The organism is Bradyrhizobium neotropicale (genome assembly GCF_001641695.1).
Lineage (GTDB): Bacteria > Pseudomonadota > Alphaproteobacteria > Rhizobiales > Xanthobacteraceae > Bradyrhizobium > Bradyrhizobium neotropicale.
The window spans coordinates 1-15,569 of the sequence record NZ_LSEF01000113.1; the positions used below are offsets into that span (position 1 = coordinate 1).

General features: G+C 63.3%; 18 protein-coding genes and 1 tRNA gene. 10 read left to right on the top strand and 9 right to left on the bottom strand.

The window, feature by feature from the left end; genetic code table 11:
• The 3 genes from AXW67_RS36350 to AXW67_RS36360 form a co-directional block, all read left to right on the top strand.
• On the top strand, positions 1-840 hold an 840-nt coding region (locus AXW67_RS36350; RefSeq protein WP_145928108.1), incomplete at its 5' end, for a biotin/lipoyl-containing protein.
• Positions 841-1,046: 206 nt separating this feature from the next.
• Positions 1,047-1,913 carry an isocitrate lyase/PEP mutase family protein gene (locus AXW67_RS36355; protein ID WP_063681774.1) on the top strand — a complete coding sequence of 289 codons (867 nt, stop codon included), beginning with the start codon at positions 1,047-1,049 and terminating at the stop codon, positions 1,911-1,913.
• Positions 1,910-2,209 carry an acylphosphatase gene (locus tag AXW67_RS36360; RefSeq protein ID WP_027552994.1) on the top strand — a complete coding sequence of 100 codons (300 nt, stop codon included), beginning with the start codon at positions 1,910-1,912 and terminating at the stop codon, positions 2,207-2,209. The genes AXW67_RS36355 and AXW67_RS36360 overlap by 4 nt, the downstream gene beginning before the upstream one ends.
• A 6-nt stretch (positions 2,210-2,215) precedes the next feature.
• Here AXW67_RS36360 and AXW67_RS36365 read toward each other — a convergent pair whose 3' ends face one another.
• Entirely contained in the window at positions 2,216-3,736 is a 1,521-nt protein-coding gene (locus AXW67_RS36365) for a PAS domain-containing sensor histidine kinase (protein WP_063681775.1), read from the bottom strand.
• A gap of 156 nt (positions 3,737-3,892) precedes the next feature.
• Between AXW67_RS36365 and AXW67_RS36370 the strand changes: the two genes are divergently transcribed.
• Genes AXW67_RS36370 through AXW67_RS36385 form a run of 4 tightly spaced genes read left to right on the top strand, consistent with a single transcriptional unit; the run spans position 3,893 to position 7,008 of the window.
• Entirely contained in the window at positions 3,893-4,450 is a 558-nt protein-coding gene (locus AXW67_RS36370) for a GbsR/MarR family transcriptional regulator (RefSeq protein ID WP_063681776.1), read from the top strand.
• A 16-nt stretch (positions 4,451-4,466) separates the two neighbouring features.
• Entirely contained in the window at positions 4,467-5,132 is a 666-nt protein-coding gene (locus AXW67_RS36375) for a DUF4166 domain-containing protein (protein WP_063681777.1), read from the top strand.
• The gene (locus AXW67_RS36380; protein ID WP_063681778.1) at positions 5,129-6,565 is read left to right on the top strand and encodes a TIGR01777 family oxidoreductase; all 1,437 of its coding nucleotides are present in this window, start codon (positions 5,129-5,131) and stop codon (positions 6,563-6,565) included. The genes AXW67_RS36375 and AXW67_RS36380 overlap by 4 nt, the downstream gene beginning before the upstream one ends.
• Positions 6,562-7,008, top strand: a complete 447-nt coding sequence (locus AXW67_RS36385) for a hypothetical protein (protein ID WP_145928109.1) — start codon at positions 6,562-6,564, stop codon at positions 7,006-7,008. Before AXW67_RS36380 ends, AXW67_RS36385 begins: the two co-directional genes overlap by 4 nt.
• Positions 7,009-7,026: 18 nt before the next feature.
• Here AXW67_RS36385 and AXW67_RS36390 read toward each other — a convergent pair whose 3' ends face one another.
• Positions 7,027-7,884 carry a LysR family transcriptional regulator gene (locus AXW67_RS36390; protein WP_063681780.1) on the bottom strand — a complete coding sequence of 286 codons (858 nt, stop codon included), beginning with the start codon at positions 7,882-7,884 and terminating at the stop codon, positions 7,027-7,029.
• Between the two features lie 113 nt (positions 7,885-7,997).
• Between AXW67_RS36390 and AXW67_RS36395 the strand changes: the two genes are divergently transcribed.
• Positions 7,998-8,426 (top strand): tautomerase family protein, encoded by a 429-nt coding sequence (locus AXW67_RS36395; RefSeq protein ID WP_063681781.1) that lies wholly within the window; start codon positions 7,998-8,000, stop codon positions 8,424-8,426.
• On the opposite strand, the gene lipB is transcribed toward AXW67_RS36395, so the two are convergent.
• On the bottom strand, positions 8,423-9,157 hold the full coding sequence (gene lipB, locus AXW67_RS36400; protein WP_063681782.1) for a lipoyl(octanoyl) transferase LipB: 735 nt from the start codon (positions 9,155-9,157) through the stop codon (positions 8,423-8,425). The two genes, AXW67_RS36395 and lipB, sit on opposite strands and share 4 nt — an antisense overlap.
• 70 nt (positions 9,158-9,227) lie before the next feature.
• On the opposite strand from lipB, the gene AXW67_RS36405 reads away from it, so the two are divergent.
• A complete protein-coding gene (locus AXW67_RS36405) occupies positions 9,228-9,470 on the top strand; it encodes a FliM/FliN family flagellar motor switch protein (protein WP_018647371.1) in 243 nt (80 codons plus the stop codon).
• 135 nt (positions 9,471-9,605) lie between these two features.
• Positions 9,606-9,690 (top strand) — tRNA-Leu (locus AXW67_RS36410).
• A gap of 160 nt (positions 9,691-9,850) precedes the next feature.
• Here the strand turns inward: AXW67_RS36410 and AXW67_RS36415 are convergent.
• The 6 genes from AXW67_RS36415 to gspD form a co-directional block, all read right to left on the bottom strand.
• Positions 9,851-10,417, bottom strand: a complete 567-nt coding sequence (locus AXW67_RS36415; RefSeq protein ID WP_063681783.1) for a type II toxin-antitoxin system VapC family toxin — start codon at positions 10,415-10,417, stop codon at positions 9,851-9,853.
• Position 10,418: 1 nt separating this feature from the next.
• Positions 10,419-10,793, bottom strand: a complete 375-nt coding sequence (locus AXW67_RS44565; protein ID WP_245315826.1) for a hypothetical protein — start codon at positions 10,791-10,793, stop codon at positions 10,419-10,421.
• Between the two features lie 316 nt (positions 10,794-11,109).
• Positions 11,110-11,496 (bottom strand): hypothetical protein, encoded by a 387-nt coding sequence (locus tag AXW67_RS43400; protein WP_201723757.1) that lies wholly within the window; start codon positions 11,494-11,496, stop codon positions 11,110-11,112.
• Positions 11,486-11,725: a sialate O-acetylesterase family protein gene (locus AXW67_RS43405; RefSeq protein WP_201723758.1), complete on the bottom strand. Its 240-nt coding sequence runs from the start codon at positions 11,723-11,725 to the stop codon at positions 11,486-11,488. Before AXW67_RS43405 ends, AXW67_RS43400 begins: the two co-directional genes overlap by 11 nt.
• Before the next feature lie 234 nt (positions 11,726-11,959).
• Positions 11,960-12,715 (bottom strand): Hint domain-containing protein, encoded by a 756-nt coding sequence (locus AXW67_RS36435; protein WP_063681786.1) that lies wholly within the window; start codon positions 12,713-12,715, stop codon positions 11,960-11,962.
• A 215-nt stretch (positions 12,716-12,930) separates the two neighbouring features.
• Complete coding sequence (gene gspD / locus AXW67_RS36440; protein ID WP_063681787.1) at positions 12,931-15,285, bottom strand: type II secretion system secretin GspD; 2,355 nt, start codon at positions 15,283-15,285, stop codon at positions 12,931-12,933.
• Between the last annotated feature and the right edge of the window lie 284 nt (positions 15,286-15,569).

The window sequence follows — 15,569 nt, forward strand, 5'->3', positions numbered from 1 at the left end:
AAACTCGTCACCCATGCGCCCTCGCGCGCCGCCGCGATCGAGGCGCAGGCGACCGCGCTCGACGCCTTCTATGTCGACGGCATCCGCCACAACATCCCGTTCCTGTCGGCCTTGATGCACCATCCGCGCTGGCGCGAGGGCCGGCTCTCGACCGGCTTCATCGCGGAGGAGTTCCCGAAGGGCTTTGCCGTGCGGGTGCCGGAGGGCGAGGTCGCGCGGCGCATTGCCGCGGTCGGCGCCGCCATCGATCACGTGCTAGGGGAGCGCAAGCGGCAGATCTCGGGCCAGCTCGGCGGCCGCGTCGTGCAGCGCGAGCGGCGCCGCGCCGTCTGGCTCGACCGCGACGAGATCCTGCTCGAGGTCGGCCGCGAGGGCGACGCCATCGCGGTGCGCTTCGTCGATACCGAGGGCAAGGCCGGCAATGCCCATCTGTTGCAGTCGCCGTGGAAGCCGGGCGATCCGGTCTGGCAGGGCACCATCGACGGCCACTTCATCGCGGTGCAGACGCGTCCCATTGCGAACGGCATCCGCCTCGCGCACCATGGCGTCGAGGTGCCGGTCTATGTCTGGACCGAAGCGGAAGCGACTTCCGCGCGGCTGATGCCGGTGGTCTCGGCCTCAGACACCGGCAAGAAGCTGCTCTGCCCGATGCCCGGCCTCGTGGTCTCGATCGCGGTGACCGAGGGGCAGGAGGTCAAGGCCGGCGAGACGCTTGCGGTGGTCGAAGCCATGAAGATGCAGAACGTGCTGCGCGCCGAGCGCGACGGCACCGTGAAGAAAGTCCACGCCAGCGCCGGCGCGACGCTCGCGGTGGACGCGCTGATTTTGGAGTTTGCGTAAGGAGCGGGCACAGGCGGTAGATCCTCACCCTGAGGAGTGCGCTCTTCGCGCGCGTCTCGAAGGGCGAGGCCACCGCTCGGGCCTTCATCCTTCGAGACGCGCGTTCCGCGCTCCACAGGATGAGGAGCTGGCATTCTGGATTGCTTCGCGGCGCTCGCAATGACGGAGTAGGTTGCGGACTGCGTCGCAACAGTTGAGAGAGTACCATGGCCTTTCGTTCCCGCCGCGAAAAACTGCGCACCATCCTGTCGAGCTCGGCCTGCGTCCATCCCGGTTCGGTCTATGACGCGATCTCGATCCGGATCGCCGAGGATCTCGGCTTTCCGCTTGGTATGTTCGGCGGCTCGGTCGCTTCGCTCGCCGTGCTCGGCGACCCTGATGTCACGCTGATCACGCTCACCGAGCTTGCCGAGCAGATGCGGCGGATGTCGCGCACCGCAACGCTTCCGGTGCTGGTCGATGCCGACCACGGCTATGGCAATGCGCTCAATGTGCGCCGCACGGTGCAGGAGCTGGAGACGGCGGGTGCCGCCGGCCTCACCATCGAGGATACGCTGCTGCCGGCCGCCTTCGGCGAAGCCAGGACACAGCTGATCTCGCTCGAGGAGGGCGTCGGCAAGATGAAGGCGGCGCTCGATGGCCGCAGCGATCCCTCGCTCGTCATCATGGGCCGCACCGGTGCGGCCTCAATCTCTTCGCTCGACGATACCATCCGCCGTGCGCAGGCCTACGAGGCCACCGGGATCGACGCTCTGTTCTTCACCGGCATCAAGTCGCGCGCCGAACTCGATGCGATCGCGGCGGCAACGCGCCTGCCGATCGTGCTGGGCGGCGCACCGGACGAATTGAACGCGCTTGACTATCTCGCCGGCCAGCGCGTCCGCATCGCGCTCCAGGGCCACGCGCCGATCGCGGCGGCGACGCAAGCCGTCCACGACACGCTGAAGGCGCTGCGCGAGGGCACGCCGCCGAAAAACCTCAAAGGCCTCGCATCGTCCGAGCTGACCGGCCGCGTCATGCGCGAGGCCGATATGAAGGCGCGCAGCGCCGAATTTCTCGGGCTGAAAAAATGAGCCGGGCGATCCTCCAGGTCATGATCCGCGGCCGCGTCCAGGGCGTCGGCTATCGTGCCTGGGTCGAATACCAGGCTGTTACCAGCGGACTCGAAGGCTGGGTCCGCAACCGTCGCGACGGCAGCGTCGAAGCGCTGTTTGCGGGGGCGCCGAAGCATGTCGCCGACATGGTCGCGCTGTGCCGCCACGGTCCGCCGTCTTCGCGGGTCGACAGCGTCACCAGCGAGACCGCCGGCGCCGACGAACTGAACCTGCGCAGGGCAGGGGAAGCCTTCTCGGTGCTGCCGACGGTCTAGTCCGCTTCACCGCGGCAGCTTGGCGATCGCCTCGCTCAGCTCGTGGATTTCATAGGGCTTGCGCAGGATCGGGAAGTCGCCGCGGACGTCGGCGGCGACATCGCTGTAGCCGGTGGCGAGCAGGATCGGCAGGCCGGGGCGGATCTGGCGCAGATGGTGGGCAAGGCTGAGCCCGTCCATCTTTCCGGGCATCACGATGTCAGAGAAGACGAAGTCGACGCCATTCGTCTCAAGCTCGCGTAGCGCGGCCTCGGCATCGGCGACCCGATGCACGCTGTAGCCGAGCTGCTCCAGGAGCCCGGTGCTGACGGATGCGACGTCCGGATTGTCCTCCACCAGCAGCACGGTGCCGCTGCCGCGGAACGGTGCCTCCTCCGTGGTCTCCCGCACTGGTGTGTCCATCCCGCGCGGCAGGAGGATGGTGAAGGTCGTGCCCTTGCCGAGCTCGCTGGCGACCTTCACTGTACCGCCCGCCTGGTGGGCGAAGCCGTGCACCTGGGAGAGGCCGAGGCCGGTGCCCTTGCCAATCGGCTTGGTCGTGAAGAATGGCTCGAAGATCTTGTCGAGCACGTCGGAGGGAATGCCGAGGCCGGTATCGGCGACGCCGATTGCGACGAACTCGCCGACGTAGGGCGTTTCGGCCAACACGGTGTTGCGGGCGCCGATCGTCACGGTGCCGCCGTCGGGCATCGCGTCGCGGGCATTGATGACGAGATTGAGCAATGCGGTTTCGAGCTCGGAGACGTCGGCCTTTATTGGCCAGACGCCGCGATCGATGTTGAAGGCGAGTCGCACGGCGCTGCCGACGCCGGCCTCGAGTACCTCGCGGATCGCCGCGATGCGGCCGGCGAAATCAATCGCCTGCGGATTGACGCTCTGCCGCCGTGCGAAGGTGAGGAGCTGGTTGGTGAGCGCAGCGCCGCGTTTCGTCGCCGTGTCGATCGCGGAGATCGCGCGCTGCACCTTTTCGTCGTCTTCGGTTCCCCGCTTCAGCATGTGCAGGCTGCCGCTGATGATCATCAACAGGTTGTTGAAGTCGTGCGCGACCCCGCCGGTGAGCTGGCCGAGCGCGTCGAACTTCTGCGACTCGGCGAGCTGCTTCTGCATCGCCTCGAGCCTGAGCTGGGCATCGCGCCGCTCGGTGATGTCCCGCGTGATCTTGGCAAAGCCGACGAGCTCGCCGTCCTCGTAGATCGGATCGATTACCACGCTGGCCCAGAAGAAGGTGCCGTCCTTGCGGACGCGCCAGCCTTCTTCCTCGTAGCGGCCCTTTTCCCGGGCAATGCCGAGCGCGCGTGCGGGCTTGCCGTTGGCTCGGTCGGCCTCGGTATAGAAGCGGGAAAAATGTTGTCCGACGATCTCGCTCGGCGAATAGCCCTTGATGCGCTCGCCACCGATGTTCCAGCTCGTGATGATCCCGCTGGGGTCGAGCATGTAGAGGGCGTAATCCGCAACGCCGTCAATCAACAGTCGGAAACTGCGTTCGCTTTCGAACAAGTCTCTCTGTCGATTGTACTTTTTCACCATTCCCAGCACCCTGCGTCGACCCGTGCAAACGCCGCAGGACACGGATTGTTCCCGGCCCTGGGACATTTTTAGGCAAATGTCGCGGACGGTATGCAAAGCATCAAAGCATTCGGTGGCGGGCTTGACAGTCGGTCGGCGTCGTCAGATATTTCTGTTATGACAGAAATAACCGGCAAGAAGAAACTCCCCGCGGCCGTCGAGCGCTTCATCCTGCATTGGGGCGACATGGGGGACGAGTGGGGCGTCAACCGCTCCGTCAGCCAGATCCACGGGCTGCTCTATCTCGCAGACGCGCCAATGACGGCGGAAGACATCGCCGACACGCTCGGCATGGCGCGCTCCAATGTTTCCAACTCGCTCAAGGAACTCCTCGCCTGGAACCTGATCCGGCGCGTGCCGATCCTCGGCGATCGTCGCGACCATTACGAGGCCGAGGCCGATATCTGGGAGGTCGCGGCGCGGATCGCGGCGCGCCGCAAGGAGAGGGAAATCGAACCGGCCATCGCGGCGCTGCGGGCCTGCGTGTCCGACGCCACCGACGATCCGACCATCAGTCCGGTCGCAGCTAAGCGGCTGAAGGAGATGCTCGCCTTCACCGAGCTCGCCGACCACTGGTTCATGCAGATGCTGAAGGTGCCGCGGCCGCGGCTGGTCGCACTGATGAAGCTCGGCGAGAAGATCGCCAACCTGCTGCCGCTGGGTAAGGCCAGATAGCTTTGAGGAGGGGGCGATGACGTCGGCAAGATTACCAGGTTCTCTCGCACCTCACCCCGCTCACACCAAACTGCTCGACGATCGCCGTTTCCGTGCTCTGTTGTCGGACGAGGATTGGGGCCGCCTGCCGCTCGCGACCTGGCGGCGCTTCTCCAAGCGCGTCGGCGACGGCGACAGCGTCGTCTATGTCGGCGTGGTCGACGAGATCAGCTTCAGCGACATCGGCTGGTGGTTTGCGCAGGCCGCCCGGCTGATCGGTGGCCCCTTGCCGATCAGCCGCGACACCGGCGTGCCCATGATCGTCACGGTCACCGAGGATGGCGTGAGTGGCGGCCAGACCTGGACGCGCATCTGCGCGCGCCGGTGCGGTTTTCCGCAGGTGATCCACTCCGCCAAGCGCTTCGCCGGCCCGACCGGGCTCGAGGAATATGTCGGCTTCGGCGTCTGTATGGCGCTCCGCATCGCGGTCGAGGATCAGGCGCTGACCTTTCGCAGCGCCGGTTATGGCCTCCAGCTTGGAGGCCTGTGGATTCCGCTGCCGCAATGGCTCACGCCCGGCGATCTCACCGTGACGCATCGCGATCTTGGCGAGGGCGCCTTCCGCTTCACCCTCGATGTCACTCACCCGCGTTACGGCGCGGTGATCCACCAGTCTGCCGTGTTCAGGGAGGCCGTATCATGACGCCGCTCTTGTGGACCCTCATCGCCATCCAGATCGTGATGGGCGTGTTCGACACCTTCTATCACCACGAATTCACCGAACGCCTGGCCTGGCGCCCGTCGCAGCGGTTCGAGCTGCAACTGCACGCCGTGCGCAACATGCTCTATGCGCTTCTGTTCCTGGTGCTCGGCTGGTTCGAGGTCCATGGCCTGCTGGCGCTGCTGATCGTCGCGGTGCTGGTCGCCGAGATCATCATCACGCTGATGGATTTCGTCGAGGAGGATCTGAGCCGGAAGCTGCCGCCGAGCGAGCGGATCAATCACACGCTGCTGGCGATCAACTACGGTGCCATCCTGGTACTTCTGCTACCGGTGCTGATCGATTGGACGATGCAGCCGCTCGGCGTGATCGTCGTTTATCAGGGCTTGCTGAGCCTCGCCGCGACTGCCTGCGCGGCGGGCGCGGCGCTTTGCGGCGTGCGCGATTTCGCGGTGACGCGGCGGCTCGCCCGCATGACGAGCGCGCCCGGGCACAGGCTCGTCGATAAGCTCTCCGGCCGCCAGACCGTGCTGATCACGGGCGCCACCGGCTTCATCGGCAGCCGGCTCGCCGCAAGCCTCAGCGGAGAAGGGCATCAGGTCATCGCGCTCCTTCGCAATCCCGCGAAGGCGGAAATGCTGCCGCCGCCGGTCACCCTGATCACGAGCCTCGACCAGCTTGCTTCGGATACGCGCATCGACGCCATCGTCAATCTCGCCGGCGAGCCGATCGGCAACGGCCTCTGGACCGAGGCAAAGCGCGCGAAAATCCTCTCTTCGCGGATCAACATGACCGGAGAGGTCGTGAAGCTGATCGCACGGCTGGAGCGTAAGCCCGCGGTGCTCATCAGCGGCTCCGCGATCGGCTGGTACGGCTTGTGGGCCGATCAGGTGCTGACGGAGTCGGCGAAATCGCACGCGTGTTTTAGTCACGAATTGTGCGAGGCCTGGGAGAGCGCGGCGCGGCCCGCCGAGGGACTTGGCGTCCGCGTGGCGTACTTGCGTACCGGGCTCGTGCTCGGCACCGAGGGCGGCTTCATCACGCGCATGCTGACGCCGTTCGAATTCGGTCTTGGCGGGCCGCTCGGAACGGGCCGGCAGTGGATGTCCTGGATCGAGCGCGACGACCTAGTCCGACTGATCGCCTATGTGATCGCGACACCGGAGCTTGCAGGTCCCGTCAATGCGACCGCGCCGATCCCCGTCACCAATGCAAAATTCACCGAAGAGCTCGGCCGTCGCCTGCACCGGCCCGCTGTGTTTCGCATTCCTGGCGGCCTGCTGCGCCGGATCGGCGGCGGCTTTGCCGATGAGCTCCTGCTCGGCGGTCAGCGCGTGTTGCCGAACAAGGCGCTGAGCCGCGGTTTTGTCTTCAGGCACGAGACGCTGCGCAGCGCGTTCGAGGCGATATTGTGAATGCAGCTGTTTTGTCCGGTCGTTTCTGGTTGCGCGTCATCAAAGGGTGGCTGAGCGGATGCGTGACGGCCACTATCGCCGCTGAAGTCTGCTTCATCGTCGCATCGATGTGGGAGAACTATCGCGCCAACGTACTGCCTGCGGCGTCGGACTACCTGATGGGTTTCGGCATCACTGCACCGTTTGTCCTTCTCGTGATCGGAGTGCTTACTGCGATCCCCGCCGTTATCGTCATTGGGCTGACCGAGCGTTTCCGGGTACGTTCGCTGCTCTTCTATGTTTGCTCCGGCGGCGTGACCGGAGGCCTCGGCCAGAGTCTGCTCGAGCTTTCGTTCTTTCGCATCTGGGTGTTTGCCCTGGCCGGATGTGCGGCAGGGTTGATTTATTGGTATGTGGCAGGACGCCATGCCGGTCGCGATCATCCAACCGGCGAGGATGGCTAGCGGCCGCCTGCGGCGTGTTCAGGCTGCGGCCGCTGCGCTCCGGAACGTCGCCGCCACCGTGCGCAGTGCCGCGAGCTTGGCGGGATCGCTGACCTTCGCGTGCAGCATCACCTTTGATGCCCCCAGCTTGGGCAGCTTTTGCGCCGGGCCGATATCGATCAGTCCAGGTGGCGCGATCCGCCGCGCCAGCGGTGCGATGGCAAGGCCCGCAAGCGCGGCCGCGACCACCGCCGTGACGCCGCCGCCGACGAAGCGCTCGCGGGAGGGGATGCCGGCCTTTTCGAGCGCGCGCGCTGCCATGGCACGCACGCCGCAGGGTGGGGCCAGGGTGGCGAGCGGCAGCGCTTCGCCTTTCGGCACGGTAAAGCGTCTTGACGCGAACCAGCCGAACTCGTCCTCGACGAGTTTTTCGCCGCCGCGCCTGCTGCCTTCCTGGCGCACGATCACCGCATCGAGCCGGCCTTTGTCGTAGGCGTCCAGCATCTCACGCGAAAAGCCGATCGTGACGGCGAGGGTGAGCTGCGAGGACATCGCGTGCAGTCGTTCCAGCAGGGGCACCAGCTCGGGGCCGGCGGCGTGGTCGGAGATGCCGAGCGACAACAGTTGCGCCGTCTGCGCCTCGCCCGACAGCGCGCTGTCATGGGCGTCCATCAGCGCGCGGGCCCGCGGCACGAACGCAGCGCCCTCGGCGGTCAGCTTCACCGCGCGCGGCGAGCGCTCGACGAGGCGTTTTCGAAGCAGCGTTTCGAGCCGTTGCAGCTTGAGGCTCACAGCCGCCTGCGTCGTCCCGAGCGCCTCAGCAGCGCGCGTGAAGCTCTGGAGGTCGGCGACCAGCAGGAAGGCCTGTACCGTGGCGATGTCGAGCGTTGCATTCATTATGAATAGTTATCACTGATATCAACAGAGATAAGGTACCAGAATGATGTGGTCGGGTCTAGTTTTCCATGGACGCGGCGCAGCCGCCTGCGCCGAAGCTTAGGAGAACCGCCATGCCCCTGATCACTGTGTCCTATTCGACCTCCCGCCAGTCGCCGACGCTCAAGGCGGACATCGCGAGTGCGGTGTCCGAGCTCACCGCAAAGATCCTGCACAAGGATCCCAAGGTCACCGCCATCATCGTGAAATCAGTCGACGCCAACGACTGGTTCGCGGGCGGCAAGCCGCTCGCCGAGCAGAAGCTCGCGAGCTACTGGATCGACATCCACGTCTCCGAGGGTACCAACACCAAGGACGAGAAGGCGGCCTATCTCGCCGCGATGTTCAAGCGCATGGCCGAGATCTTGGGTCCGCTGCATCACGAGACGTATTTGCATGTCGACGAGGTGAGGGGCGATGCCTACGGCTTCGGCGGCCTCAGCCAGGAGCGCCGCTATATCGCCGGCAAGCTCGAAGTCGCACCGGACCGCGCGGCGGCCTAGGCGGCTTCCGGCAGCAATGCCTTTGTCGGGCCGAACAGCTCTTCAAAAGCCTGCCGGAGCGCGATGTCGACATCGGCCATCGTCACGGGATGGCCGAGGTCGACCAGCGAGGTGACGCCGTAGCGGGGGTCGGCGACGCCGCAGGGCACTATCCCGGCAAAATGCGACAGCTCCGGCTCGACATTGATCGCGATGCCGTGGAACGACACCCAGCGCTTCAGCCGGACGCCGATGGCGGCGATCTTGTCCTCATGATCGGCGCCCTTGTCCGGCCGCCTGACCCAGACGCCGACCCGGTCCTCGCGCCGCTCGCCGCGAATGTTGAAGGCGGCCAGCGTGCGCAGAATCAACTCCTCAAGGCTCGCGACATAGGCCCGGACGTCCGGCCGTCGACGCTTGAGGTCGAGCATGATGTAGGCCACCCGCTGGCCGGGGCCGTGATAGGTGAGCTGCCCGCCGCGACCGGTGGCGAAGGTCGGGAAGCGCGAATCGAGCAGGTCGGAGGGCTTGCCGGAGGTGCCGGAGGTGTAGAGCGGGGGGTGTTCGAGCAGCCAGACGAGCTCGGGCGCTTCGCCCGCCGCGATCGCCGCAACGCGCGCCTCCATGGCGGCAACCGCGTCCGGATAGGCAACCGGGGCGTCCGAAATCCGCCACTCCACGGGCGCGCCCGCGGAGGCGGAAAACGACGTCAAATCGAGGTCTTGGCGGTGGTTTTCGGGCTTATTAACCATTGGCTAACCATAACGTGGTGATGATCGCGAGAGCAAATGCGAAAGTTCCAAAGTTGCGGCGGTCCTGACAGTGCCCACTCTCGATAAAGTCACCGTGGATCTCATGGTCGTCCTCGGGACGACCACTATGCCCATCCATCAGGTATTACGTCTTTCCCGTGGCGCCATCATCGAGCTGGACGCGACCGAGGCCGACGAGGTCAAGGTTCTCGCCAACAACCTGCCGGTGGCCTCTGGCGTCGTGCTGGTCGACCGCAACCGGATCGCGGTCGAGGTCAAGCAGATGCTGCCGCGCTCGCCCGGCACGAGATAAGGCCGGTCCGGGCGGATCTTTCCGCGCAAGCCTGTGGAATTCGCCTCCTTTGCAGGCTTGTATCCCCCTGATGGATTTGTTAGATCGGCGGCCGCTGATCCGGCTGGCCTTAAAGCCTCAGGCCGGCATCTCCTAGCGCTCGTGGCGGAACTGGTAGACGCGCTGCCTTGAGGTGGCAGTGGGTAACACCGTGGGGGTTCGAGTCCCTCCGAGCGCACCAAAGGCGTAAGCCTTTGATAAGGGAAACATTTTTGCAATAATTCTGCGTGGTCCCCATTGTTGCACGCGAAGATTGTTAGCCCTGCATTCCGCGAGTTTCAGTATTAGAAGATCGTCAGGCGAAATGCCGCTCAGAATTCTCTTTCAAGCGTCAACGGGGCTTATTTCCGACGATAGAACAGTGCGCGTCCGGTTGGAACGAGTTGGAGCAGAATATCATAGTCGCCGACGTTCGCAGTCAGGACAACCAAGCCAAGCTTTTGCGCTTGAAGAAACATCACGCAGTCCTGGAGCGCACGCAACTTGCCGTCCTTTTCGTAGCCTTGGAGGCGGCAGAGTATCCCCGACAGTAGCGCAGCGCGTCCGAGAACGTCGGTGTCAGGTGCAAAGATGCGATGTGGCGGCATCGCTTTGATCTGCCTGCCGATGACGTCAATGACGGAGGCGGTTCGCGCATCGGATGGATTTAATGCGCCGACCGTGTGCATCAATTCCTGGATCGCGACAGTCGAATGATTGACCTGTCGCTGCGCTATTAGGTCGTCCAGGATCTGAGGCGAACGATCCTGCATCTGATCGATGTAAACGGACGTATCAAGCAGGAGTCCTTGTCCGCCGATCAAGCTCGGATTGACGAACGGCAGTTCATCGTCGCTTCGTCGTGTCAGCGTTCTGAGCGGATCGAAGCGCGCCCACCGCCGGGCAGTGTCGAAATCGAACTCCGCCACATCAAAAACCAAGCTTCAGATTCGGGGCAACCTTGCCACGAGACTCCCTGAACACGTCTGCGAAGTCATCCTCAAGCGCGACCGTCGCTAGGGCAAACTCGATCAAGTCCGTATCTGTCTTGATGCCTGTTTGCCGTTTGGCCTGCCTGATTAATGCCGGGCTCACTCTGCCGCCAATACGGCCGCCTTTCTCGTTCAGGAGGCCCGACCTTTCCGCCGCCTGCATGACCGCCTCGAAGCGCGCTTTGCTCACGACAAGCCGGCCCGTCGTTGCTTCCCGATGAAGGGCCTTCTGCCCCAAGCCGCTACCTTTGGCAGCGCCTGTCGCCCGCTTGCCTTGGCGCGTTGGGGATTTGCTTGCTGATCCCTTTGTCATGGCAATTTGACCATGTTAGACAAAATTTATTTCTGTCTAACATGGAGGTTCCTGAATTTCAAGGCGCGTGCTGAAGTCCAAAGGCTCTGCCCAGCGATTTTGATGGGAGGTGATTGTTGGATTCGCTCTGCAAGTGTTTCGGGCCGACCGGATCCCAAACTGCGAGGCGGTCCCTGTTTTCTAATAAGGTGGCAGGTTTCGGCGTCGGTGCATTCTAAGAGCCCAAAAGCGGTCTGACGCGGAATGTCATCCCTAGATCGATGTTTAAGCTGTGCCGTCAAAGCGGGGGTAGCGCAAATTGTCTTCCAGGGACGCTTCAGGTGCTCTTCGGTTCATCATCAGAGTATTTTTTGCCTTCAGGTGATAACTCAGCTCCATTGTTGGGCACTTCGCCGGCATCTTCATCGTGGCTATCGTCATCAGCATCGATTGATGATGATTCGCTCACATAGAGTTGCGACCTGTCCAATGTGAAGTCCTTCTCATCCATGCCGAGTTTTTTCATAATTGCCGGCAATACCTGATGGATGATCCGCATCCCTTGAAGCAGTTCATTCATGTAGACGTCGGGATGTAGTCGTGCCGCATTGAATCCGAAGGCCTCGGCTTCGGCAGTCTGCCCAAGCGAGTCATGATCATCGTAGACCATGTCCATCAATTCCGCACGAAGCGGCACTCCGGCGCGAAATGACTTATCCTTCACAAGGGTAGGTGTCGTATCCGGTTTCACTGTTGTCGTCTGCAAGCTCCGCCAAACGGTGAAAGAGCTCCTCCCATTTCTTGGCGTTCTTGACCGATCCAGCCCAAAGCACAACTGCAGGGTGATGATCGCCGATCTTGGTCAGTTCTTTGATGCGATGCTCCATCTCGGACGACATGTACTCGCCCTTCTTCCACTTGCTGATTTGCGTTGTCGACACCTTCAGCTTCAAGGCAAGCTCTTTCTGGTTGCAGCCCAAGGTGCTCAGAGCCAATTCAATGGCGTCAATGCCGCGCTGCCTTCCTGAGGGAAGGTTGCTGCGTCGCGGCGACCCGCTTGGTCGCACCTACAATCTACTTTCGGAGAGGCGCGGAATCGCCCGCAACAAACGTGCACGCAGGCGAGAGCTGCGCACCTGATATCTGTGCCGCCGGCAGCGACACGATCAGGGCCCTAGCGATCGATGCTATGCCGCCGTTCCCAACGGCTGCCGCCCGCCAAGAGCGGCCGCCCGGGCATTCAGCCGGGCTCGGATGAGGTGGAGTTGTCGCGTGTGCTGCGACGGCGACAGCAGGGTTCTGACGCCGCCCGTCAATTCCGCGCGCAGACCGTTGGAAACGATTGGCGCGCAATGTTGCTCCAGCGTCTCGCCGAGATAGCTGGACGAATTGCTCATTGTGTCATCCACACGGAGGAGGGACTCGCAAGGCGCGTCCTCGGCATAGATCACGTCGTGGCTCGCAAGCTTGATATGAAAGAACTCCAGTTCGTGATGCTCATGGGCCGGGTAGAGCGAGATCGTGGCGTCGTTGATCAGGCACTCCGCCGGGATCAACAGCCCATCGATCAGCAATGCGTGCCCCCTCGTCACGAACAGGTCGGCCGACGGGACATTGGGAGCCAGCGCGCCGCGAGCGACGCGGACAGGCCGCTCATGCTTATCCCAAGGCCTGTTCGGACTGCGGCGTGTCCGCCGGAATCGTGCGATCGACTCGATCGGCCGTGCTCCTCCGAAGGCGGTCAGCACAATGTCACCGGCACTGAGGTCTTCGATCCTGCAAGCGCTCGTGAGCGTCGCGATCCTCGTGCCTTTCAAGAAGCAGTTATGGCCATGGGGGTAGGCCCGGGCAGCGCTGACCCCGCACCCCGCGATTGCGGCGGCGAAAATCGTGCGGCGCGTCATCGTTTTCGAAGGGATCTTCGCTTTATCTGCCTGGGACATTCGGCGCGTCTCCAAAATTCCGCTACCCCCGCGACTGTCCGCTCAACGAAATCGGAAATGATGCGTCGTAGCGTTACAATCATCCGGTTATGTTGGTTTAATGTTATACATTAACGCATGTGCAAGGTAAACCCCTAGGGGCTCTGCGCCGACTGCGACATGATCTCGCTCGCGGTGGCTCAGAACGGAGAGTCTTGGGGCCATCGTACGGAAGCTCAACGATACGTGGTCGGGGCGGTCTGCTTCGGCCCGATTGCGTTGATCGTGCCGCGCAACTTGGTGCGCAGCTCCTCGGCAACGAAATGTGCGTCTGCGCCGTCGCGGATGATCTGCGGGCGGATGAAGATGATCAACTCGGTGCGCTTGATCTGCTTGTCGGCCTGTCCGAACACGACGTCGCCGAGGCCAGGAATCTGGTCGAGCCCCGGAATACCGGAGCGGGACTTGGTCTGGCTGTCACTGATCAGGCCTGCCAGCAGTACCGTCTGCCCGCTGGCGACCGCGACAGAGCTGCGCACCTTGCGGGTCGACACTGTCGGCGTCAGCGTGTTGGTTGAGGTCGAGGAGGAACCCGACGACGAATTGGCGACAGGATTGGATATCTCCTGCTCGACGTCGAGCCGGACGTTGCCGTTTGCATTGATCCTCGGCGCGACGCGCAGGATGATGCCGGTGCTGCGATAGTCCGTTGTATTGGCAATCGTGTTGCTGCCGGTCAGCACGGTCGCGCTTCCGGTCTGGATCGGAATCTCGTCGCCGACCTGGAGCGTCGCGATCTGGTTGTCGATCACGACCACGGACGGATTCGAGAGCACCTTGACGTCGGCGATTGCATGCAAGGCATTGAGCACCGCCCGCGGTGTTTGCGCAGAGCCGACCAGGAAGTTGAAGCCGGGGATTGCGCGCTGGAGCACAGCATCGGCAGCCGCAGAGACAGCTGCGCTCGCACCGTTGTAACCGAACGAGCCGGTGTTCGGCTTGAGACCAAGATCGCGGCTCATGATGTAGGACTGGACGCCGTATTGAAGATCGTCGGTGAGGGTCACCTCGGCAATCGTGGCGTCGATGGCGACCTGAAGCTGCGGTTGGTCGACCTCCTTGATGGTCTGTTCGATGATGCGATACTGCTCCTGGCTCGCATAGATGAGGAGCGTGTTGTTGACGCTGTCGGCGGTGATGCGAACGCCATCGAGAACGCCAGCCCCACCGGGGCCGCCTCGTCCGCCGCCCTGGCCGGTGGCGGAATTGTCGAACAGGCTGCCGCCTCCTTGCGCGCCTGAACCTGCGCCGTAACTCGCTTGATTGCCGGACGATGCGTCAGCCGTTGTGCCTCCAGCGCTCCGTCCACTCGATCCGAAGCCTCCCGACGTCTGGCCGGTAGGTGAAGCCGAGAGGCGGTTGAGTGCAGAGCCGCCGCTCGAGCTCGCTGACATGCCCGAGCCCGGTGCGACCTGTCCGGCGGGCGTATCCAGCGGCGATGACGAGGATCCCGACGCGCCGCTGCCGCCGAAGACGTCGTTCAACACCCGTGCAATCTGCTTGGCATCGCCGAACTTCACACGATAGACGTGGACGGCGGACCGTCCCGTATTGGTCGTATCGAGCCGGCGAATCCAGGTCTCGACGCGCTGGAGCAATTCCGGCTTCCGCGTCACCGCGAGCACCGCGTTCATTCGTGCGATCGACTGGAACTTGATGAGGTTTTGCGACATCCCGCCTTCGCCGGAGTCCACGATCTTCTCAAGCTCAGCGATGATGGGGCCCGGATTGCTGTTCTGCACCGGGAAAATGCCGACGGATTGTCCCTTCAGGAAGTCTGCGTCGAAGCTGAGCACGAGGTCGACCGCATTGCGGCGCTCGCTGCCCGTGCCCTGGATCAGAATGAGATTGCGGCTGGTATCGGCGCGGATCATGCCTTGCTTGGTCGCAAAGCTGTCGACCAGCTTGATGACGGTCTGCGCGGACACATATTGCAACGGCACGATTGTAACGCCATAGCCGGGGGTCATGCGATCAGCCGCATCCGCCATTCCGACCCCGACCGCATCGGTCTGAGGCATCAGCCGGTAGCCAGTGTCGTCGCGCACGAGCGCAACGCCCGCGAGACGAAGGGTGTTCTCGAGCGCGAAGACGACGTCGGTCTTGGGGATCGGTCGACCCGACGAGAGGCTTATGTTGCCCTGAACGCGCGGATCGATCACGTAGCCGACGCCTAGAATGTCCCCGAGGACGATCTTGGCGACCGATGCAATCGGTGAATTGTCGAAATTCAGCTCGATCCGGTCCGCGCTTGTCGTGGCTGCCTGCGTCGACGTGGCGGTCGGGGTATCATCTCCGGGGTCAGCGGCGTAGATCGCGGTCTTGGCCTTGGGCCCGGTGCTGAGCTGCCGCTGCGGCAACTGGTTCGGATAGCGCGGCAAGAGATCTATCGAGCGCACTTTGTCGAAGACATCCGGGTCCTTGTTGCTGTCGGCATCGGCGATACTGCCCACCGTATTGCAGGACCCGAGCAATACGCAGATGACGGCGCATTGGACGACCAAGCCGATCCGGAATGCTGCTCGGCTCACAGTCGACCTCACTCACGCGCTGCCCGCTGTTGTCCCCCGTCGAGACGGGGCGGGCCGAATGGCGGTTGCTTAGCTCTCTCGTATGACACTCGTGTGTTATGAATGTTGTCTATCGCGTATCAATCGATGCGCTACAATGTTATGTAGGCTGCGACGAAGACGGGAAATTGGTGGGGAATATCAACAGCGTTACGCGCACGTACCGTGAATTGCCTGCGGTTGATCGTCACGTCACATTTCTCATCGGAAAAGTAGGGTAAACGGCCCGCTCGCCGCTCTGCGGC

Excerpts from the sequence above, each read along its gene's own strand:
- AXW67_RS36355 (WP_063681774.1), top strand. The coding sequence starts at position 1,047 with ATGGCCTTTCGTTCCCGCCGCGAAAAACTGCGCACCATCCTGTCGAGC.
- AXW67_RS36360 (WP_027552994.1), top strand. The coding sequence starts at position 1,910 with ATGAGCCGGGCGATCCTCCAGGTCATGATCCGCGGCCGCGTCCAGGGC.
- AXW67_RS36365 (WP_063681775.1), bottom strand. The coding sequence starts at position 3,736 with ATGGTGAAAAAGTACAATCGACAGAGAGACTTGTTCGAAAGCGAACGC.
- AXW67_RS36370 (WP_063681776.1), top strand. The coding sequence starts at position 3,893 with ATGACAGAAATAACCGGCAAGAAGAAACTCCCCGCGGCCGTCGAGCGC.
- AXW67_RS36375 (WP_063681777.1), top strand. The coding sequence starts at position 4,467 with ATGACGTCGGCAAGATTACCAGGTTCTCTCGCACCTCACCCCGCTCAC.
- AXW67_RS36380 (WP_063681778.1), top strand. The coding sequence starts at position 5,129 with ATGACGCCGCTCTTGTGGACCCTCATCGCCATCCAGATCGTGATGGGC.
- AXW67_RS36390 (WP_063681780.1), bottom strand. The coding sequence starts at position 7,884 with ATGAATGCAACGCTCGACATCGCCACGGTACAGGCCTTCCTGCTGGTC.
- AXW67_RS36395 (WP_063681781.1), top strand. The coding sequence starts at position 7,998 with ATGCCCCTGATCACTGTGTCCTATTCGACCTCCCGCCAGTCGCCGACG.
- lipB (WP_063681782.1), bottom strand. The coding sequence starts at position 9,157 with ATGGTTAATAAGCCCGAAAACCACCGCCAAGACCTCGATTTGACGTCG.
- AXW67_RS44565 (WP_245315826.1), bottom strand. The coding sequence starts at position 10,793 with ATGACAAAGGGATCAGCAAGCAAATCCCCAACGCGCCAAGGCAAGCGG.
- AXW67_RS36435 (WP_063681786.1), bottom strand. The coding sequence starts at position 12,715 with ATGTCCCAGGCAGATAAAGCGAAGATCCCTTCGAAAACGATGACGCGC.